General features: G+C 42.5%; 17 protein-coding genes. 11 read left to right on the top strand and 6 right to left on the bottom strand.

Annotated features, from left to right (window positions below):
* Positions 1–267: 267 nt before the first annotated feature.
* Together NAF17_RS04085 and NAF17_RS04090 are read left to right on the top strand one after the other, a co-directional pair.
* Positions 268–405 carry a hypothetical protein gene (locus NAF17_RS04085; RefSeq protein WP_252756703.1) on the top strand — a complete coding sequence of 46 codons (138 nt, stop codon included), beginning with the start codon at positions 268–270 and terminating at the stop codon, positions 403–405.
* A 607-nt stretch (positions 406–1,012) separates the two neighbouring features.
* Complete coding sequence (locus NAF17_RS04090) at positions 1,013–1,336, top strand: hypothetical protein (protein ID WP_252756704.1); 324 nt, start codon at positions 1,013–1,015, stop codon at positions 1,334–1,336.
* On the opposite strand, the gene NAF17_RS04095 is transcribed toward NAF17_RS04090, so the two are convergent.
* The 3 genes from NAF17_RS04095 to NAF17_RS04105 form a co-directional block, all read right to left on the bottom strand.
* Entirely contained in the window at positions 1,337–1,990 is a 654-nt protein-coding gene (locus tag NAF17_RS04095; RefSeq protein ID WP_252756705.1) for a response regulator transcription factor, read from the bottom strand.
* Positions 1,991–1,992: 2 nt separating this feature from the next.
* The gene (locus NAF17_RS04100; protein WP_252756706.1) at positions 1,993–2,781 is read right to left on the bottom strand and encodes a sensor histidine kinase; all 789 of its coding nucleotides are present in this window, start codon (positions 2,779–2,781) and stop codon (positions 1,993–1,995) included.
* A gap of 632 nt (positions 2,782–3,413) precedes the next feature.
* A complete protein-coding gene (locus tag NAF17_RS04105; RefSeq protein WP_252756707.1) occupies positions 3,414–4,022 on the bottom strand; it encodes a hypothetical protein in 609 nt (202 codons plus the stop codon).
* Positions 4,023–4,352: 330 nt separating this feature from the next.
* Between NAF17_RS04105 and NAF17_RS04110 the strand changes: the two genes are divergently transcribed.
* The 5 genes from NAF17_RS04110 (at position 4,353) to NAF17_RS04130 (ending at position 10,643) form a co-directional block, all read left to right on the top strand.
* Positions 4,353–5,015 carry a hypothetical protein gene (locus NAF17_RS04110; RefSeq protein WP_252756708.1) on the top strand — a complete coding sequence of 221 codons (663 nt, stop codon included), beginning with the start codon at positions 4,353–4,355 and terminating at the stop codon, positions 5,013–5,015.
* A gap of 58 nt (positions 5,016–5,073) precedes the next feature.
* A complete protein-coding gene (locus tag NAF17_RS04115; RefSeq protein ID WP_252756709.1) occupies positions 5,074–6,636 on the top strand; it encodes a Dyp-type peroxidase in 1,563 nt (520 codons plus the stop codon).
* A 33-nt stretch (positions 6,637–6,669) separates the two neighbouring features.
* A complete protein-coding gene (locus NAF17_RS04120) occupies positions 6,670–8,760 on the top strand; it encodes a ferritin-like domain-containing protein (protein WP_252756710.1) in 2,091 nt (696 codons plus the stop codon).
* A gap of 124 nt (positions 8,761–8,884) precedes the next feature.
* Entirely contained in the window at positions 8,885–9,805 is a 921-nt protein-coding gene (bufB, locus tag NAF17_RS04125) for an MNIO family bufferin maturase (RefSeq protein ID WP_252756711.1), read from the top strand.
* A complete protein-coding gene (locus NAF17_RS04130; RefSeq protein ID WP_252756712.1) occupies positions 9,798–10,643 on the top strand; it encodes an HvfC/BufC N-terminal domain-containing protein in 846 nt (281 codons plus the stop codon). The genes bufB and NAF17_RS04130 overlap by 8 nt, the downstream gene beginning before the upstream one ends.
* On the opposite strand, the gene NAF17_RS04135 is transcribed toward NAF17_RS04130, so the two are convergent.
* The 3 genes from NAF17_RS04135 to NAF17_RS04145 all read right to left on the bottom strand — a co-directional run bounded on the left by NAF17_RS04135 (position 10,640) and on the right by NAF17_RS04145 (position 13,330).
* Positions 10,640–11,842, bottom strand: a complete 1,203-nt coding sequence (locus NAF17_RS04135; protein WP_252756713.1) for an MFS transporter — start codon at positions 11,840–11,842, stop codon at positions 10,640–10,642. The genes NAF17_RS04130 and NAF17_RS04135 overlap by 4 nt on opposite strands.
* 244 nt (positions 11,843–12,086) lie before the next feature.
* Positions 12,087–12,353, bottom strand: a complete 267-nt coding sequence (locus NAF17_RS04140) for a hypothetical protein (protein ID WP_252756714.1) — start codon at positions 12,351–12,353, stop codon at positions 12,087–12,089.
* A gap of 389 nt (positions 12,354–12,742) precedes the next feature.
* The gene (locus tag NAF17_RS04145; RefSeq protein ID WP_252756715.1) at positions 12,743–13,330 is read right to left on the bottom strand and encodes an RNA polymerase sigma factor; all 588 of its coding nucleotides are present in this window, start codon (positions 13,328–13,330) and stop codon (positions 12,743–12,745) included.
* A gap of 135 nt (positions 13,331–13,465) precedes the next feature.
* On the opposite strand from NAF17_RS04145, the gene NAF17_RS04150 reads away from it, so the two are divergent.
* The 4 genes from NAF17_RS04150 (at position 13,466) to NAF17_RS04165 (ending at position 20,740) form a co-directional block, all read left to right on the top strand.
* Positions 13,466–14,518 carry a FecR family protein gene (locus tag NAF17_RS04150; RefSeq protein ID WP_252756716.1) on the top strand — a complete coding sequence of 351 codons (1,053 nt, stop codon included), beginning with the start codon at positions 13,466–13,468 and terminating at the stop codon, positions 14,516–14,518.
* A 45-nt stretch (positions 14,519–14,563) separates the two neighbouring features.
* Positions 14,564–18,070 (top strand): SusC/RagA family TonB-linked outer membrane protein, encoded by a 3,507-nt coding sequence (locus NAF17_RS04155; RefSeq protein ID WP_252756717.1) that lies wholly within the window; start codon positions 14,564–14,566, stop codon positions 18,068–18,070.
* Positions 18,071–18,103: 33 nt separating this feature from the next.
* Positions 18,104–19,711 carry a SusD/RagB family nutrient-binding outer membrane lipoprotein gene (locus tag NAF17_RS04160; protein ID WP_252756718.1) on the top strand — a complete coding sequence of 536 codons (1,608 nt, stop codon included), beginning with the start codon at positions 18,104–18,106 and terminating at the stop codon, positions 19,709–19,711.
* Between the two features lie 66 nt (positions 19,712–19,777).
* Complete coding sequence (locus NAF17_RS04165) at positions 19,778–20,740, top strand: glycosyl hydrolase family 18 protein (RefSeq protein ID WP_252756719.1); 963 nt, start codon at positions 19,778–19,780, stop codon at positions 20,738–20,740.
* Positions 20,741–20,768 lie beyond the last annotated feature (28 nt).

The raw sequence follows: 20,768 nt of genomic DNA on the forward strand, positions 1-20,768 counted from the left end.
ATGAATGACAAACAAATCATTAACTAAAAGTAAAATATCATGAAAAATTTGCGGGAATAGCATCAACATTAGCAAAATTTATTTGCAGGTAGTGGTTTTGCAAAGGAGTTTAATTTAACGGGGTTATATGAGTACCATGGCAAAATTGCAGTTGAAAGTGGCCTGCACTGGTATGTCCTGGTTACTGGTACATGGATCTCGGGTGATGATCTTTCTAAAAACGGGCAATGGTTAGCACGGATAAAAAAATACTATCAAAATCCCGAATTGATCAAACTGGTAAAAATTGGCAAATCATTCCGCCTTTTTGAAAGAAATACAGGCACAGGCGCTTCGGCGCTTTTTACCAAACAAATAGAAAGCAGTTTCTATCCTGCAGTGTTTAATTATGATAAACAGGCCTAAGTGTTTGATGTATCAGCTCAACGATTAGGCATCGACCTATCTAAAGTAACAGATGTTAAAGAAATATTACAGGATAATGCGATAGCTATAATAGGTGATCTCCAAATTAAGCTGAATGGGACGGATGCCGTTTTGTATAAATTAACGCTGAGGAAATAAATAATATTTTTTTAAGTTTAATTATACATATTGTTACAGTTGATTTTACAACTTTAACAGTTATTAAATATATTATTATTCGATAATGGGCTATTTATATAACTTTATATCGTATTTTCAAATATTCCCGGCTGGTTTCCCATATGCTTGCTATCATATTTATTAGATACTAATGCCCAATATCATGGCTGCCTAACTACGCGCGGCCAATAAAGAACTCATATTTAAAAACCAGGAGAAAGAAAAGAGTGAAGCCAAATTGGTGATTGCATATAAGGAACTCGAGTTTCAGAAAATAACCGCATTTATTACCGATCTGGAACAAAAGGACAAAAACTAAAACTTGTTATAATATGCAATGTTAAGTATCTTGCGAATACTTAACATAATGATAATATTGAATTAACCTTGGTGTAACCTACTTTTGCACATATTACCAAATAAATACATGAAAAATAAACTTAAACCACTTGTTAAAGAAGCAAAAAAAATCGCTCAAAAATCTTTACATCAAACCCTTGTTGCCCAGTTAAAAGAAGCAACAGCCAAGTTTGGCGTAGCATCAAAAAAATTAGATAAGAAAATTGAGAAAGAAACCAAAAAACTGGCTAAGAAATTTGCTAAAGATATCAAAATAGACACCACCACTTTGGTTAAAGCTGAGGAGCCAAAAGCACCAGAAGCCACTAAGACAGGAAAGCCTATAGCAGCTGCAAAAGCGAAAACTACACCGGCAGCTAAAAAAGCTGAAACAGTAGTAACAGCATCTTAATTAAATCTTTATAAGCTCGTTCTTAAGGGCCGATATTACCAGTCCTGTTCTTGATTTTACCTCAAATTTCTGGAACAGGGCCTCACGGTAATTGTCAATAGTGTGCGGGCTTAAGTGCATCATATCTGCAATTTGTTTGTAGGTAAGATCCGAACAGCATAGTTCCAAAAACTTTAATTCGTTAGGGTTTAAACCAATCGGCGCGTTTTTTACAGGCTGATTGTTCTGAATGTTACGCAGTAACTTGCCTGAAACCAATTCGTTTATATAAAAAGATTGAGAAGCTATCCCTTTAATAGCGCTCACCAGGTCGGCAGCCTTTGATTGCTTTAGCATATATCCGCCTGCACCACTTTTAAGCATCCTAATAATGGGTTTATCCTCCTCAAACATGCTTAACGCCAGTACATTTATCCTCGGGTGATTTTCCTTTAACCATTTAGTAGTTTCGTACCCATCCATAACCGGCATGGTAATGTCCATAAGTATAACTTCAGGCAGTACTTCGCCACAAAGCTTTTTGATCATATCGGAACCGTTATCAGCATCAAACAAAACGTTTATCTCGTTAGATTCGGTTAACAAATGCGCCAGCCCCTGGCGAAAAAGGGTATGGTCATCAACTATGGCAATGTTTATTTTCTCGGTTTGCATGGTTATTTATATGGTAGGTTTATAGTTACGGTAGTCCCGTTCACCGGGGTGGATATAATAGCGGCATTGCCATTTATCATATTGCTTCGTTTAATAATATTGTGCAGGCCCATACCTGCTTTGCGCGCAAATATCTTTTTCACATCAAATCCCACACCGTTATCGCTGATAATCATTTTATAGTTTTCTACGTCTCCCTGTAAATTAATGTTAATTACTGTTGCTTTAGCGTGTTGGATAATATTATTTATGATCTCCTGAAACAGTCTGAACAATATGGTTTCCTGTGCGCTATCACCATTAAAAGGTACGTTGTTGTGTGTAAAGCTTACCTGGAATTTATCGGAACGCTTTAACCATTCCAGCTCAAATTCAATGGCAGCCTTTAATCCCCGGCTTATGATCTCTTCGCCATGCAGCAGGCGCGAGAGCGCTTTAACCTCTTTTATGGATCGCATGGTAAGGTCTTCAACCAAGGCTATCTTCTCGGCAGTGTTCTTGTTATCGTTGAGGTTTATCGAGCTTAGGGTGATGGTGGTAAGGCTAAGAAGTTGGCCAATATTGTCGTGCAGGTCATAAGCAACCGTTTTAAGGGTTTGCTCCTGTACTTCCATCTGAGTTTTTAAAAGTTCGGTGTCAAAGTTTTTTTGTAGCATAACGGTTTCCTCCTGGTATTTCTTTTTCCTGCGGTTATATGATAATACATACAGGATAAGGAACAAAGGCGCAATTAAAAATATAATTGACGTAAGCCCTATAAGGGAAATGATTTCCTTTGACGATATCTGCATATAAAAGCGTATGACCAGAAAATGTACATGATAATGTTTAATAAATTAAAAATCAGGTACCTGACAGAATATTTGTACGCAATAATCTCGTACATGGCCAGGTATTTTGAAAAGTTATTGCATACCGTGCTGCCAAAGTAGAAGAAAAGTGTACCGCTAACCCACCAAAATGGGGCCGAATACACCAAGGGCTCAAAATGTTCGTCTTTTAATTTTACATAGTAAAAATATAAACTGGCCAGTACAAACACTACAGACATAACCGACGCTGTCACTGATACAAAATTGCCGAATTTGTTGTACACCAATTCGGCAATATACATTGCAACGAATAATGCGAACCACACCAACAGCCATTTTAATTTATACAGATATGACTTGTATAAGTAAAAAAAGAAATAGCTGGTAAAAACACATTCAAATAGTATGTAAAAATTGTAAATAGCGTAATTGGGGATACGTACAAATTCGCGAACATAGATCCCTATAATTTCAACTACACAGGTTAGTAATAAAAATGGGATAAATAGCTTCCAGGCTACGTCTTTGTCTTTATACAAACAAAGCAACGCAACCAGGAAGCATATAAATTCTGATACCGTACTAACGCTAAAAAATATCATTCTAAAGTATTATGGGATAAGCGTAGCGCCTACTGTATTACAAGTTTTTGGTGGAGGGCAGATCTCACCACGGTTCTCAGGCACGCCGCCTAATATAAAACCGGTTGCAGGTTTACTTGGTGTTACTTTTCCGTTAGTGTAATAATCGCGGTGGAAATGCTCGTCAACTTTGTTTACGCTGTCTTTTGTAGACACCATTACCAAAGTATTATACCCCCAATAATCTCTTGGTGGTTTACGGCCATTAAATTTAGATGCGTAAACGGTATCATAACTGGCCAGGTAAAAACGGATACCATCGCCGCCCTCGTCTTTAATTTTTTGGGCAAGGGCTAATATCCTGTCTGCACTAAACCAAATACAACGGGTGTTTGGTTTCTTTTTGGTTTTGGCAAAATTCGATTCGCTGTAATTTGAGTCAACAGTTCCTGCATGTTTTTCATAATTTTTAACGTATTGCTTAGCGCGTTCATAGCTCAGGCTATCAGTATCAATAACTTGCTGCGCTGTTAATTTAGGTGCTTCGGCCTTTGATTCGTCTTTGGCGTGCTGGTTTTCGCATGCGCTGAATATTACCGCTGTTGCTGATAATAGTAATAAGGTTTTTTTGAATGTCATATAGTTCAGATTTAAGGTTTACCGAAAGTGATTATTTATAATATGATATACAAATTAATGCTTTGCCTTTTTTCCACTTAAACAAAGGTTGAAAAAAGCTGATTTAACCCTATGAGTAATCTAAATTATAATTGACATTTGTTATGTGTATTATCGCTTTTAGGAATAATTTAAGCCGATGTCATTCACAAAACATCTATTGCTGTAAAATTTCGCAGTATTTGGGATAGGATAAGTGTAAACGCATTTTGATTACTGATCTCACAAATGGCGGATACCGAAAAGCCTGTAATAGAGTAGGTATAAAAACAACCTAAACCCAATATCACAATGGACCCTATTAAGAGTATCCCGGCAGCAGAAGAGCAGCACATGCTTTTGCTTTTTTTGCCTCTGAAAAAGAAAACAAATGAAACTGTAGCCAAAGCCGTTGCAACCCTTAACGCCGAAGCTAAAGCCGGCAATGATCTGCGCGCGGCTACTGGTGTGCATTATTTTATGATCTATCACTTGGCAGATGGCCAAAAACCACTACCTGCATTGCCGGTTACCAGTTTCCAAACTATGCCTGGTAAAGACATGCTTGTAGTGCTATCTATTTACGACGCCGATTTTGCACCCTACATCGCCTCTTTTGTAACCAACCCCGTTATTGCCTTTGGTTTAAACGCTATTGTAAATGCAATGGACGAAACTGGTATAATGGATCCTGAAGACCCAAGGTCTGCAGCGTATATTAAAGATAACGGTGGTGTCGCCGCAAACCCCGATGCTTTTAACTGCCTGCTAATGCGTTATAACTTTGGCGACCCAACTGTCCCTGCAGCGGCAAAAATACCTGCCAACAGCAATTATAAATATGTGCTTGGTGCAACTTTCCCTGGCCTTACTGTAGGTAAAATATTGCAAAACTACCCCAATGCTGAAGCATTATGGCCTTCTACCGCAGTAGATATTCAATATGAACCATCTACACCGCCGCCTACCTGCTAATTAATCATTCTGATCCCCGCGAAAGCGGGGATATTTCATTTATATAAACAAAATAACGATGAGTGCTTATCTGAATGATGTAGCCGATAAAGAAGCGCCGCCATTGCAGTTGGATGATATACAAGGGCTGATATTGCGCGGATATAATTTTGAATATATACGGTATCTTGTTTTTACAATTGATAATATTGATGGTGCACGCGAATTTATTGGGAAACTACTGCCCGATAGTGGCTCGCCATTGAACATCACATCAGCCAAACCCTGGCCCAAGGGCCAAAAACCACCATACTGCCTTAATATAGGTGTAACAAGTTTTGGGTTGAAGTTGTTAACCAGTGACGCTGATTACGAAAAAGTCAGGAATCGCAGCTTCCCGCTTTTTAGCTTGTATAATGGTGGAGCTGCAAATGTAAACAATGCACTTGGAGTAGGTGATATATGTGATAGCGCGCCCGAAAACTGGTGGAAGCGGTCGGGCGGATGGACACTACCTGCAGACCCAAAAACGGACGGTTCTGATCTGCATATACAAATTACCATTTATACCAAAAGCGACGAGGAGCGTAATGGGTACTACCATACATTAATGGGCATGATACCCTTAAAAGATAATGCACCGGCGTTAGTATTAGCGTTCTCAAAAGATTCCAATCCTTTATTAACCGGTTTAAATTATATCCATTTTGGATACAAGGATAGCTTTTCGCAACCGAGGCTGAGTAAAGTGCCGTGGAATACCGAAAAACAACGCTTGCTTATGGGAGTAAGCACTGTTGATGACAGGCCTATTGTGCCTCCGTATGAGTTTGTTATTCAAAAAAAATACACCAATGATAAGAATGCTTTGGTGCCTGCTTATTTGGCGCATCCTTTAATTTTAAACGGGAGTTTTGCTGCTTTTCGTTTGCTTTATCAGGATGTAAAAGCATTTAATACATTTATTAATAAAACTCCGGGTGTTAAGCCCGAACTGGTTGCAGCTAAAATGTGCGGACGATGGTTTGACGGCACCCCATTGGTGGTATCGCCGGAAGGGCCTGATTCCAAACTCAAAAATTTCGATTATACCAACTTTAATTATATAGCTGCAACAGCCAACCAGCAGGGAGATAAGAAAGATGATACGTTAGGGCAGCTTTGCCCATATGCAGCGCATATCCGCCGTACCAATCCAAGGGATGATAATATGGTTACAGGTAATCAGGATAACCCGGACGGCACACCAAGTTATGCTTCGAACCGAAGGATAATGCGCAGGGCGGGAGCTTACGGCATCGATTATGAAGAAGGCGAATCTCCTGATATCCAACGTGGCCTGGTGGGCTTGTTCATCTGTTCTAACCTGGCCTCACAATTTCAGTTTATTATGCAAACCTGGATCATCCATAACAGTTTTCGCCAGCCGGATGCCAGTCCAAACAGCAGTGGGTTCGACCCATTGTTTGGGCCGAAAGATAAAACTATAAAAGCTTATAAAGAATTTGATTACCTGGATGCTAACTCGCAATACAAAAAGGTAGAGGGCCTGGAACTTTTTATCCGTACCGATGGCAGCCTTTATTTGTTCTTACCGGGTATAGCCGCATTAAAAAAACTTTCGCAAGGAAAAATAGATTAACTTAAACCCATAAACTTAAATTAAAACCTTATCATGAAAACAACGCTCTTGTTTACTGATGATAACCGGTTAGCAAACCGGCCGATATCATACAAGGACATCGACGAAAAAGCCCTGCACGCAATGGTGCAGTCGGCTGTAAACGTCGAACTATTCACCATTCCGCTGTACATGACCTCGCTTTACTCGCTACAGGGTATGCACGAGATCAATAGCAAAGGCAGCAATTTTTACGAAGGCCGCAAATGGCCGGGCATGGCTGCGGCAGCAAAACCACAAAGCGAGAATGAGCAGGCATTTAACGCCGTGTTTAGTGTGTTTGTGGCTGAAATGCTCCATCTGCAAATTATCTCTAACCTGGCAAAAGTAGTGGGCTACGACCCTAAGTTTACATGCGAACCTTTACAGGACGAGAAAACCTACGCCTGGAAATGCTACTCGCCCGATTCATCTGTACTGCCCGGCATTCTTGATTTTAAGGATACTGTTAAAAGTACCCACATTAAAGTGAAATTGGGCCCGATGGATAAAGACCAGTGTAACCTGTTCCTTGCCATTGAGCAAACAGAGAAAGCCGCTTTAGCTGACATCCGCGAAGACAAAAAACATAAATACGAAGAGAAAGCGCCATACAATAATTGGAAAGAGGGCCAGCCATTACCCATGTTTGGTTCGATAGGTAACATGTACCTGCAATTATGGAACTACCTTTCTATAGAATACGTTGATGGCATTACGCTTTGGGAGATAGTTTACAAAAAAGGCCTTGCAAAATCGCAGGCGGTATCAACTAAGGGAGGCGATAACAGGAAGCTGGAGTACGCTATTCAAAAAGAAGTATTTAACCCGGGCCGGCTTGACGCAACGCAAACAAGCCAGGACGAATACCCATACATGCCAACCAGTATCAATACCGGCGATCTTGAAAAAGCGCTGTATGATGTGCTGAACATGATAAACGGCATTACCGACCAGGGCGAAGGCGGCGGCGTTATCGACGAGATCTTACAGCGCGTGAGCAAAAGCCGCAATTTAAAAGCGCCTTTAACGCTAACGGTTGTACAGGATATGTTTCAGCCTAAGTGCCCTGTATTACGTGCCAAATATCCGTCGTTCAATGCTACCGGTGTGGAAGTAGACTCGGCCAAGGCAGAAGCACGCGGCCATTTCGGCAAAATGGATCACTATGAAACATTTGCCTTCGTGTTAGAACTGGTTAGAAGCGGTAAGATTGAAACCTGGGACCAATGGCATGCAAAAGGCAACAAGTGGACACCTGAAATGCTGCAAACCAAGGCATATAACCCTGCACTTTACCCGCAATTGCCATTATCTGGCGATGTTGCCGGCGCGCTTAACCGTTTAAAGCTGAACGATGCCGACGGTAAAAACTTCGACCTGTTTAGCCGTGCCTCAACCGGTGCCATCGCGGGTGTAACCAGGGTATTGAATGATTATTTCCAAAACCCTAAAACCGCGTTTCCTTACCCATCAATGGGAGGCTCCGGAGATAGGTTATCTATCTGCTGGGCGGTATTCGGCAAAGTTCCTGATATCTCATTGGGCGTAACCTCTAAGGATTACCCGCCATTGAACCGCAACGAACATTTATACCACGCCTGCCAAGGCTTAAACCTCGATGAGGATATTGTAAAAGACCCGGCAAGTTGTGCGCCTGTGCAACTGTTTCACGCCTGTAAAGGTTCAAACGAGTGCAAGGGCGAAGGCGGTTGTGGCTTTGTACAATCGACAGGTGGCGGCGGCGGTTGTGGTCAACCTACGAATAATGCCTTCCTGAAAGCTAAGGGCTCAAAGGTATCGCCGTACAGCCCGCCATCAGATAACGCATGTGGCAGTTTAGGCGGATGCGCGGTGCCTATGTCGGCCTCGCAGATGTACCCATCTTTATCAGCACCAAACGAATATCAGATGCAGTTGAATGATTTTGGCCCTAAGCCTAAATACCAACCAACCCCGTTTGCAATTGTTGTTTACGCCCAAGGCGACCTGGTTTATGATGTAGCCTGGAACGCTTATGCTGCGGTATTTAAAAAACGTGGCGTACCTATTCCCGAAAAGCCAAAACCAAGCGACCTGCGTTTGGCTTTCCCGCCATCTACCTAAAAAATAATTGCCACCGTAAAGCCTCACCTAATCCTCTCCAAAGGAGAGGACTTTGATTAGAAATTTATAAAACCCTTCTCCTTTAGAGAAGGGTTGGGATGAGACTCTAAAAAAATCAATTGCCATGAGTATTAAAACTATACCACGCCTGGGCCTGCCAAATTTGGGCCTTGGCGTGGGTTTACGAAATAAGCATTTCAATTACCTGCTCAACAACCCGGCAGGGGTAGATTGGTTCGAGATCATCAGCGAGAATTTTATGGATGATTTTGGCTTTGCCAGCCATGTGTTAATGCATGTGCGCAAGCAGGTGCCGGTGGTAATGCACGGTGTTTCGCTGTCTGTCGGCAGTACCGACCCGCTTAATTATACATACCTGCAAAAGCTGAAAGAGTTAGCCGAAAAGATAGAACCCGAATGGATCTCTGACCACCTGTGCTGGACAGGCGTTGCCTACACCAATACGCACGACCTGTTACCCATGCCCATGACCGAAGAAAGCCTTGATCATGTGGCCGAACGGGTTTTAAAAATTCAGGATTACTTAAAGCGACCGCTTATATTAGAAAACCCATCGACCTACCTGCAGTTTAAGGCATCAACGATGCCCGAGTGGGAGTTCCTGTCAGCTTTGGCTAAAGAAACCGGTTGCGGTTTATTACTTGATGTGAACAACGTTTTTGTATCAGCCCATAATCACGGCTTTGACGCTGCCAAGTACATCGATAGCCTGCCGCACGAACATATTGTACAGATGCATCTGGCCGGGCCTACAGATTGCGGCGACCTGTTGATTGACACCCATGATCAACCCGTGCCATCAAAAGTTTGGGAACTATTCCACCAGGCATATAACTTAACCGGGGGCGTAAGCACCCTATTAGAATGGGATGCAAAGATCCCCGAGTATCCCGAATTGCTGGAGGAACTTTTTAAGGCCAAAGAAGTTTTAAAGGGGAATATCCCGCAGGAAGGGGTTTATCGCTCACCACATTTGCCGGTATCAAATCCGGTAGATTTTCAGTTGCAGGCATCAAATGGTTAAACAGGATACCGCATTGCTGCAAAACTGGTTGCGCACCGTAGTGATGGCGCCCGGCTTTCTTAACCAAAAGATAGGTTTTGCTAACCAGACTTATCAGTTGAGCGAACATGACGTAGTAACTGATAACGAAATAGCTTCGGTACATGCGCGTTTAAATGTATACAGCTCGGGCTATATGATGAGGTTGCTGGATTGCATGTATGCCGATTATTCCATCAGCAGGAAGTTTATGGGCGAGGAACTGTTCGATAGTTTCGCAAAGGCTTACCTGATGTATCACCCGTCAACATCTTATACTTTGTATGATTTGGGCGAGAAGTTTCCCGACTTTTTAGACAAAACTAAACCACAATTACCCGAGGGGGATGATAGCAGCGCTTACGACATCCCCGCAACATTAGCCAGAGTAGAACGTGCCCGACAGGTTGCCATGCGTGCAAGAGGAACCGAGGATGATATATTGGATACTAATGTGGATGATGTTTATCAAATGTTCTTCACCACACTTAACATTCGCATCCCCGGATGCCTTCAATTGCTGGAACTGGACCTGCCCATGAAGGAATTTTTTGAAGCCGTACTGCGTGATGAGCAATATGAATTACCCTCGCCGCAAAAAACCTTTATGGCCATAAGCAGGAAAAATTACAGAATAGTACTTGACGAGATTTCTAAAATGCAATACCTGTTGTTGCAGGAGTGTAAAAACCATGCTAATTTATATGATGCGATATCTGCCTTAAGTATTAACCAAAATATACCACCTGCCGATCTTTTAGCCGATGCCTACCTGTGGCTACCGTACTTTCGGAAATGCGGGTTTGTGGAGGTTGTTTAGATATCTGTTTCCATCAGCACGTCTTCCCGGTGCTTTTCGGGTATTTGCGAACGGAACATCATGTAAATGATGGCAAAAACAGTAAACACTGCCGTAGCATATAAAATATAAGGAACCATGCCAATCACATCCTGGTAAAACCAGCCCGAGATCAAAGCGCCTAAACCGATCCCTGCTTCCAGCGAAATATACATAGTTGCCATGGCCTTGCCGCGGTGCTGCGGTTTGCTCATATCAACCGTCCATGCGTTTAGGGCGGGGGACAAGATGCCGGTAGCCACGCCATAAATTACACCACCCGCCAATAGGCCAAAAGCCGTTTTTTGGTAACCGATAACCACGAGGGCAATTACTAATAAAACCAACCCGGTTTTAATAACAGAAACCCGGCCGTATTTATCAGATACCCTCCCGGCCCCAAAACGGATTAGCAGTGATGCAATGGTAAACACCATAAAGAATAAACCTTTATTCATAATACCCAGGTGGCCGCTCCAATCGGGTATAACGGTTAGTATGGCGCCATAAGCCACATAGGATAGCAACGTTACGATCGCTGCAGGTAAAACCTCTACAGCTATGATATCCTTACGGGAGATCTTTAATATAGACAGGCTAAACTTCTGTTTTACCTTAAGCGTTTCCTTCATATTCATCAGAATGATAATGGACATCAGCGCTAAAAATGAAGAAGTATAGAATAATGAGTTTAGTGAAAAATATAACCGTATGGTACTGCCAATAAATGGCCCTATGGCAAGCCCTGTACTAAAGCAAATGCCATGCAGGCCTAATGCCTCGCCCCAACGTTCACGCGGGATGATATCAGCAACGTAGGCTGCTGTTGCGGTCGGTTTAAAGCCTGTTGAAAAACCGTGCAGTAATCTTAGAAATAGAAAGCCAGAAACAGTGCTTAATATCGGGTAAAGAAAGCCGCAAACAAAACAAACTATGGAACCAACCGCCATTACGGGCACACGGCCAACAGTATCAGTAAGTCTACCGCTAAATGGGCGGGAGATGCCCGCGGTTAACGTAAATAGTGCGATGATCAACCCTTTATGCTCACCACCGCCAAGGCTGGTTAGGTAGGAGGGTAACTCGGGAATCAGCATATTAAAGCTTGCAGAAAACAACAGCGAACTTAAACAAACCAGCGCGAAGTGTAAATTATAGATGGAAGGTGCCTGTTTGGTCATGTATAGAAATGGTAGAATATTTGGCAAGTTTACCAAATTGCATTAAAAAATCATTTGCCGATTTTTAAAAATCGGCAATGTGGATATATAAGATAAACGAAGCAATCGCGGAATGTGTTACCGCCGCCAACAAAAAAAGTGCTTCTAAAATAAGCCCTTTTTTTGTTTTATAAAGTATTAAGGTTATTTCTGCATCACCATAACGCCTTTCATAATAATGCTGCTGCCGCCATCAGCCACAATGTTATAAACTTTTTTGGGCGCCCCCGGCCTGCTCAGTTTTTAATAGGACGGTAAAGCTTTCGTAATTGCCGGTTTGCTCGTAAAGGCAAAGTACATCCTGCCCTAAAGTTACTTCACCGATTTTTTGGTTACCCTGTTTGGTTAGCATGGGGTGGTATGGTGTGGCCTGCAATACTTCGCTGTTCAGCTTAATATTATTACCATTAGTTTGTGCCGATACCAATACCAACTTGGTTAAAGCATAATTCTTGGCATCATGGGTGGTCAATTCTTTAACTTTTACTGCTGATGCAATTTTGGTGTCAGGGTCTACAGCGGTAACCTAATTTGGTTAACTCGTAAGCGCTGGTCATGCCTGCCAGACCTGCACCTAGTATGATAATATGTTTGCCATTGCCATACCCTTGTAAGTTAAATGCATGTGCAGGGCGGGGCGCAATAGGCATAAAGCCATTATTGCGGGGTAGGTGCCACCTGCAAGCATAGCGCCCTTGCCTAAAAAATATCTTCGGCTAATAGTCTTTAAAAGAAATTGTTGTAAAAATGCTTGGTGAGCTAAAGATAATTTATTTTTATTTTAATAATGCATGGCTATAAATATTTTAATTATGATAGCATCCACTAATTTAATATACATTTTTATCAAAAAAAGTATATTTAGTTAAACAGCTTTGCAATTATCCCCAGCAAAAAAACCTCTCTTAATACTTTGATAGCATTATGTAAAGTGTTGTAAATAGTCCTTTCGGTTAGGCCGGTACGCTCACTAATCTCGCAGAAACTTACCTGGTCAAAATATCTTAACTGCACAATCTCTATTTGGCGGGGCGTAAGTTGGTTTAGGGCTTTTTGAAGGCGTTTTTTGGTGATTTCGTCCTGTTGGCTGGCTATCAGGATGTTTTCGTAGGGCTGCTCGGCTATGGCTGATTCTATGTCGGCTTCTTCCAGGGTAGAGGTGAAAGTATCGCGGCTGTATTGCTTATAGGTTTTATATAGGATACGCTTATATATGGTAAGCACATACTGCTGAACGTTTTGTACGGTAGATAATTTCTCCTGTATCCGCCAAAGCTCAATGAACAGATTGTTTATGCTCTCTTTAACCAGTTCGGGGTTTTTATACATGCAAACGCCAAAGCGGTACAGGTCGTCATAAAAAATATCAAAACAGGCATACAAGCCTTGCTGATCGCCTTGCACAAGCAACCCCCAATTCTTTTTTACCCGTTCTGTTTTAATGTTCATCTACCTGATCCCTAAAGTGGTTTAACATCCCATTGTTAATTTGATGATGAAGATATGTAAAATCTTTGTAAATAATTTTAAAAAGTATTGGTAAAAAAGAATAATCTATTGCACTTGTATACAAACACCAACTTAATGGACTACATAAATTTTAATATCGAGGATTTTTTAACGGATGAAAGCTTTATTAACTATTGTTACGAACTTAACGAAGCTGATAAAACACACTGGGAAAACATCATTTTAACACAACCTCTTCTAAAAAAGAAAATTGCCGATGCCCGCGAACTCTGCCTGTTGCTGAGCATCAAAATAAGTAAAGAAGAAAAACAGGATGCCCTTACCAAATTAAAGGCATCAATAGCGGCCGAGCAGCTTAAAACAAAAAGCATACAGATAACCAACATCCGCCGTTTATGGATGCCACGCATCGCTATTGCCGCTACGTTATTGGTGTTGGCAATAGGTTATGGTTTGTATCGGTATAATGCACCCATTTCAGGCGCGGTGTTGTACAGCCAGGTAACCAATAATAATTATCATATGGTAGCCCAAACAAACTTCAGCAACCGCAAAGTGGTGGTTTTGCCAGATGGTTCAACCGTATCGCTTAACGGATCGAGCTCGCTAAAAATAGCTAACGATTATAATACGGAAAACCGCCATGTGCTTTTAACCGGCGAGGCATTTTTTGAAGTTACTAAAGACAAAACACGCCCTTTTGTGGTGTTAACCAACAAAACAGCCACCACAGCTTTAGGTACATCATTTAAGGTAACCAGCTACGGTGATGCCAGAACCGCGAGTGTAATGCTATCGACAGGTAAAGTTAAGGTTGAGGCAACCCAAACCCAATCAAAAATTGCCGATCAGGTCCTGATACCAGGACAGCAGGTTGTTTTGGCGGAAGGGAATAACAGCTTCACCAAATCGGACTTTGACCAAGTTGAGATCCAAAACTGGAGAAACAGCAGGCTTGTATTTACCAATGCCGATTTTAAAGATATAGCTGCAAAAATAGCTAATACCTATGGTGTAGTTATTAAAGCAGATGAGAAAGAAGCCGGGAAAATAATGTTCACCGGTCAGTTCAATAATAAAAAACTAACCGATGTGCTTGATGCCATTGGCTTTGTAAACAAATTCACTTATAACCACGATGGCAGCACTGTAAAACTTGTATTCTAAAAACTAAACTATAATTAAAATAAACGCAACCTAAATTTTAAAACTATGCTAAAAAAACTACCCGCTAAACGTTTTTTTTCGAAAATGTTGCTGAGGATGCTTGGGGCAGTGTTCCTGGTTATTTGTACCAGTGCTTACGCCCAGTCGGCACCCAAAGCAGAGTTTTACTCTTTTAACTGGCAAGACCAGCCTGTTGATAAAGTGTTTAAGCAAATTGAGGATGCCACTAAAGTTCATTTCTCATACAACCCTGCCGATGTTGACTTTAAACGCAGGATCAGCCTTAAGGTAACCAACAAGCAATTGAACGATGTTATCGAAGCTTTAGCAAGCAGGATAAACGTGAGGTATAAAATTGCCGGCGAAACGGTAATGATACAGGCGTTTAAAAGCAATGCTAATACAGTAGCGTTTATCCTTAAAGGTAAAGTGTTGGATTCTGACAAGCTACCTTTGCCGGGGGTAACTGTAGTGAACACCAGGAACGATAAATCGGCTGTTACCAATAACCAGGGTGAATTTGCTGTAGAAGCTAACGCCGGCGATGTAATAACCTTTAGAATGCTTGGTTTTGAGACATCATCTGTTATAGCCAGCGAAAACGTAAAGTTTGTAACCATTAACCTAAGCCTTAGCAGCACCGAATTAAAAACGGTAGTTGTAACTGCCCTTGGTATCAAACGCGAACAACGCGCTTTGGGTTATGCCTTTGCCGAGGTAGACGGTAACGACCTGAAAAAAGCCCGCGAAACCAATGTGATGAACTCGCTTGCGGGTAAAGTTGCCGGTTTGGTTATCAACAGCACAGCAGGTGGCCCTGCAGGTTCATCAAGGGTTATTATTCGTGGTAACACAACTATTACTGGCAATAACCAGCCATTATATGTGGTAGATGGTGTGCCGATAGATAACTCTAACTACGGCCAGGTGGGCGGTGGCAAATATTCGGGTGGCCAGGATTTTGGCGATGCCATATCTGCCATTAATCCAGATGATGTAGATAAGATAAGCGTGCTGAAAGGCCCTTCTGCTTCGGCACTTTACGGTAGCCGCGCAGGTAACGGTGTTATTTTAATAACTACTAAACGTGGAGGTACTCGTAAAGAATTGGGTATCGAATTTAACAGCACCTCTTCTTTTGAAAAACAACTAACCACTTTAGATGGAAACCAGTTCATTTACGGGCAGGGCAGTTCAGAGCAATTGGTGATAGATGCCGCACAGGCAAAAAACACCCTGTTCAATAACTTTGGCCCACGTTTAGATCCAAACTTACAGGTAATTGGGTTCGACGGTATATACCGCCCTTATGCTTTGGTGAAGGATAATATCCAGGATTTCTTTCGTACGGGTTCAACTTTTACCAATACTATCGCGTTATCAAACTCAAGCGATAAAGGAAACTTCCGCTTGTCCATCTCAGATCTTCGTAACAACGATATTGTACCGGGCAGCAACATGCGCCGTAACACATTCAACTTTACAGGTAGCTCCAAATTCGGCAAAAACCTTACGGTAGAAGCCAGGGTAATGTACATGAACGAGAATGTTAAAAACCGCCCGTCATTGGCTGATGATCCGGGTAACATTGGTAACAACTTTATTGGACTGGCTAATAACGTTGACCAGGCTTACTTTAAAACAGGCTATAAAGATGTGGAAGGTAATTACGTAGAGTGGGGCGGAGGCCAATACAGGCTGGACCCATACTGGGTAATTAACGAGATGAGTAACCGCACCAAAAAGAACCGCATGATAGGTGGTTTGCAGGCCAACTACGTTTTTACCAGTTGGTTGAATTTGCAGGGCCGCGCCTCTACAGATTTCACCTATTTCGACTACGAGAAATTCAGCCCGCGTTCAACCCCCGGCTCGTTAACCGGCAGGTTAGAAACTACCAACCAAAAGGTACAAACTACCGAGGCTGATATATTACTAACCGCTCAGAAACAAGTGACCAGATCTTTAAACTTATCTGCAAGGTTGGGTACAAGTTTGTCACGTAGTGCGGCACCTGGCTACACAGGTAACTATATAAATATGGTGGCAACAGATGCAATAAGTTCTAATAGCTTCTCTGATAAAACCATCATCCAGCTCTCGCCAAGAGCAATGGAAACCAGGTCTGTATATGGTTTGTTCACAGCCGGATACAAAGGTTATTTATACTTGGATGCAACCGTTCGCCGGGATGCAGTATCAACACTGCCGGCCGGTAAAAATGCTTACACCTATCCGTCAGCATCAGCAAGTTTTGTATTTACCGATGCATTCAATATTCCTAAATCAGTACTGTCATTTGGCAAGATCCGGGTATCGGGTGCCGAGGTTGCAAGCAGCACTGATCCATATATGCTAAATTTAGTTTATGCCCTTAACCCTCAAAACTTTAACGGGCAGGCTATAGGTGGTATCGGTACAACCATTAAACCGCCTGGTAACGACCTTAAACCGACCCGTACACGTTCTTTTGAAGTGGGTACCGACCTGAAGTTTTTTAATGACAGGATTGGTTTGGATGTTACTTATTACACCTCAAAATCAAGGGACCAGATCAATATCGTTAATATCCCGTTAAGCTCGGGTTTTACGCAAAGCCTGGTAAATGCAGGTGTTATTGCTAATAAGGGAATTGAGGTTACCTTAAACGCAAGGCCTATTGTAACCAAAGATTTTAGCTGGGACTTTAACGTGAATTTTGCGCGCAACATCAACAATGTAGAATCTCTTGCCGAGGGTATCCCATACCTTACGCTTTCTGACGCACGCTGGTTAGGTACATCTGTTGTTGCAAGGCCAAATACCCCATATGGGGCTATATTAGGTTACGGCGGCCAAAAAAACGTTCAGGGCAATGCCATACTCGATCCGGTTACCCTTGCGCCAATGCAAACGGTTGACAGAGAGGTGCTTGGTAAAGGTACCTGGAGCTGGACGGGCGGTTTAAGCAGTCAGTTCTCTTATAAAAACTTTGGTTTAAGCTTCGTAGTGGATATTAAACATGGTGCAAGCCTGTTCTCGATGACTAACTTGTTCAACGTTATACGCGGCGCAAGTTTGGTAACCTTACCGGGCAGGGCCGAGTGGATAGCATCTGAAGAAGCACGCCAAACCGCCGGTATGAGCATTGAGCAATGGACAGCAGCCGGTAATGTTAGGGGCTACGTACCACAAGGTGTGGTACAAACCGGCGTTGATGGAGCAGGTAAACCTATTTATGCTAAAAACACCAAGGCTGTTGATCCATCAATATACTGGGCCAATTATTACAGCGATGGTAATGGTGTAGCTACGCCGTTTATTTACGATGCAAGCTATATCAAAATGCGAGAGATCACGGTAAGCTATAATATCCCAAGTGCAGTTTCATCAAAATGGGGAATCAAAAATATGTCGGTAGCGCTGGTTAGTCGTAACCCGTTCATCATACATAAAAATGTACCCAATGTTGACCCGGATTCTAACTACAACAATGGTAACGGCCAGGGCCTTGAGTATGGCTCGTTACCATCAAGGAAAAGCTGGGGCTTTAACTTAAACGTGAAATTCTAACAAGAGATATAGACTATTGACAATCATATAGATATGAAAAGATATATAAACAAAATAGCCATTGTGCTTTTAGCGGTTACCACGCTATCGATATCCTGTAAAAAGTTCGAAGATTTTGGCAGCTTAAATACCGACCCCACCAAGTCGAGCAATCTTGACCCGATTAATCAGTTGGTGTTAACACAACTGCGTTTCTCTGGCGAGTTAACCATTAACGAACGTAGCAGCATCATCATGACCATGCCATTGGTGCAGCAAATTGGCGGTGCTTATTACAACCGCTACGGTTTCGAATATGTAAAGAACCGACAATACATGTCCGAGCTTTGGGAACTTGGCTACCCTAACGATGTGTTGAACATTGTTGATGCTGCCGAGCGTTCTGCAAAAGACCCGCTTAAAAGCAACCTGAACGCCATGTGCCGTATTATGAAGGTGTACATTTTTGCCCGTATGACAGACCTTTATGGCGACATCCCTTACAAACAGGCCGGTAAGGCCTATATTTCCGGCATTATTCGACCCGAGTTTGATACACAGCAGGATATTTACAACGATTTCTTTAAAGAACTGAAAGAAGCATCGGCACAATTGGATGCATCAAAAGATAACGTAGCCGCAGATATTTATTACCAGGGTAACATAGTTGCCTGGAAAAAATTCGCAAACTCGTTACACCTGCGTTTAGCCATGAGGTTGAGCAAGGTTGACCCCGACAAAGCAAAAGCGGAAGTACAGGCAGCTTACGCAGCAGGTGTATTTATTAGTGCCGATGATAATTGCATAACCCACCACACCGATGTGCAAAACAGCTATTCGGATATCCGCGGTAACGGGATCTCGGTTGCTATTAACCAATACCCGGATGAGGGCCGCCCACGTATTTGTTCAACTTTGTTAAAAGCGATGAGTGATGCCAACGACCCGCGTTTAAAGCCTATAGCACGTAATTATTGGGTTAACCCGGATAAACCTTCGGAAAGGCTCGACGTAAGCGATGCTTTAAGAACCGCTGGTGTTGGTATTATAGGAGTTGGCCCCGGTAAATATAACTACGATGATTTTATGGGCGCTGTGAATGTTGACCTTGGTGGTGGCCGCATTGTGCAGGTGCCAAATAATGGCCAAAAAGTGCAATTAGCTAATTGGATGATCACTAATGATGCACCATATTTCCACATTACCTATGCCGAAACCGAACTTTTATTGGCTGAAGCAAACCAACGCTGGAACCTGAATTTAGGTGCAAGTGCTAAAACACATTACGAAAATGGTGTGGCTGCAGCCATGAAGCAATTGGCCCTGTTTAAAGGCGGACCGGTAATTACCTACACCCAGATCCAAAACTTTAGAACAGATAACCCCCTTGCACCGGGCAATGAGTTAAAAGCGATTGATACACAACTTTGGATCGCTTTACTATTAAACGGCCCCGAAGCTTACTCAAACTGGCGCCGCACAGGCTTCCCGGTTTTAGCACCTGCAATTACCGGTGAATCAACCACTACAACCACGCCACGCAGGTTTGAATACCCGCTTACCGAAACTGAACAGAACGCTACAAACATTAACAAAGCCATTGCCAAACTAACCGGCGGGCTTGACGACTGGACCGCACGCGTTTGGTGGGATAAACAATAGTATAAAAGATTGATGATGAAGATAATAAAAAGTAATATTTGGTGTGTTATTTTATTGGTTGTATTTATGTGTAGCTGTAAAAAAAGTGCGCGATCTGAGGTGAAGACGGATGGCGATAAAACGCCGGTGGCAGCCGCCTCGTTTAGGGTGGTGGGTTACCTGCGCGAATATAATGTGGTTGATGGCCGGGCTATGCGATTTGATTTTAGTAAGATAACCCATTTGAATATCGCATTTATAAACCCCGATACAAACGGCACTTTTAGCACGCTTAGCGGGTTGAAAGAACTGGTTACTGCCGCGCATGCAAAAAACGTAAAAATTTTGGCATCAATTGGTGGCGGACTTGCGCCGGAGTATTACACTACGCTGATAGCCGATAAAAATAGTCGCGCAAAACTGGTAGGCAGCTTAGCATCACTAACCGACCAGTACAACCTGGACGGTATTGATGTTGACCTGGAAGGACACTTTGTGGATGCCAATTACGAAACCTTTGTGGTAGAGTTAAAGGCACTATTGACGCCTAAGGGCAAGTTGCTTACAACGGCTATTGCAACAGTTTATGCAACGCAGTACACCAACAAGGCACTGGCACAGTTCAACTTTATCAACATTATGTCGTACGATAAAACAGGGCCATGGAAACCCGAAAAACCCGGTCAGCATTCGCCGTACTCAATGGCGGTTGATGACCTTAACTATTGGGGCGGTACCCGCGGCATAGCCAAAGAAAAGTTAAGTCTTGGTTTACCATTCTATGGTTATGGTTTCGGTAACGGTGTGCCCGAGGATATGGCTTTCTCAGACATCATCAAAAAATATCCCGGAGCAGAAAGTAAGGACGAGGTAACCGTATCTGCCGGTGGTACCATTTACTACAATGGCATGCCAACCATTAAAAGTAAAACCACATTGGCTTTGCAAAAGGCAGGTGGTGTTATGATATGGCAGCTGCTACAGGACGATGCTGGTACAAACTTGTTATTAAATACTATTGACGCCGAGATAAAGTCAGCAAAAAAATAAGATATACAACATATTAAATCATAAAAGA

Origin of the sequence: Mucilaginibacter aurantiaciroseus, from assembly GCF_024055595.1 — a bacterium.
In the GTDB taxonomy this organism is placed as follows: domain Bacteria; phylum Bacteroidota; class Bacteroidia; order Sphingobacteriales; family Sphingobacteriaceae; genus Mucilaginibacter; species Mucilaginibacter aurantiaciroseus.

Bases quoted from the DNA above. Each gene is read 5' to 3' on its own strand.
- NAF17_RS04090 (WP_252756704.1), top strand. From the start codon at position 1,013: ATGAAAAATAAACTTAAACCACTTGTTAAAGAAGCAAAAAAAATCGCT.
- NAF17_RS04095 (WP_252756705.1), bottom strand. From the start codon at position 1,990: ATGCAAACCGAGAAAATAAACATTGCCATAGTTGATGACCATACCCTT.
- NAF17_RS04100 (WP_252756706.1), bottom strand. From the start codon at position 2,781: ATGCAGATATCGTCAAAGGAAATCATTTCCCTTATAGGGCTTACGTCA.
- NAF17_RS04105 (WP_252756707.1), bottom strand. From the start codon at position 4,022: ATGACATTCAAAAAAACCTTATTACTATTATCAGCAACAGCGGTAATA.
- NAF17_RS04110 (WP_252756708.1), top strand. From the start codon at position 4,353: ATGGACCCTATTAAGAGTATCCCGGCAGCAGAAGAGCAGCACATGCTT.
- NAF17_RS04115 (WP_252756709.1), top strand. From the start codon at position 5,074: ATGAGTGCTTATCTGAATGATGTAGCCGATAAAGAAGCGCCGCCATTG.
- NAF17_RS04120 (WP_252756710.1), top strand. From the start codon at position 6,670: ATGAAAACAACGCTCTTGTTTACTGATGATAACCGGTTAGCAAACCGG.
- bufB (WP_252756711.1), top strand. From the start codon at position 8,885: ATGAGTATTAAAACTATACCACGCCTGGGCCTGCCAAATTTGGGCCTT.
- NAF17_RS04130 (WP_252756712.1), top strand. From the start codon at position 9,798: ATGGTTAAACAGGATACCGCATTGCTGCAAAACTGGTTGCGCACCGTA.
- NAF17_RS04135 (WP_252756713.1), bottom strand. From the start codon at position 11,842: ATGACCAAACAGGCACCTTCCATCTATAATTTACACTTCGCGCTGGTT.
- NAF17_RS04145 (WP_252756715.1), bottom strand. From the start codon at position 13,330: ATGAACATTAAAACAGAACGGGTAAAAAAGAATTGGGGGTTGCTTGTG.
- NAF17_RS04150 (WP_252756716.1), top strand. From the start codon at position 13,466: ATGGACTACATAAATTTTAATATCGAGGATTTTTTAACGGATGAAAGC.
- NAF17_RS04155 (WP_252756717.1), top strand. From the start codon at position 14,564: ATGCTAAAAAAACTACCCGCTAAACGTTTTTTTTCGAAAATGTTGCTG.
- NAF17_RS04160 (WP_252756718.1), top strand. From the start codon at position 18,104: ATGAAAAGATATATAAACAAAATAGCCATTGTGCTTTTAGCGGTTACC.
- NAF17_RS04165 (WP_252756719.1), top strand. From the start codon at position 19,778: ATGTGTAGCTGTAAAAAAAGTGCGCGATCTGAGGTGAAGACGGATGGC.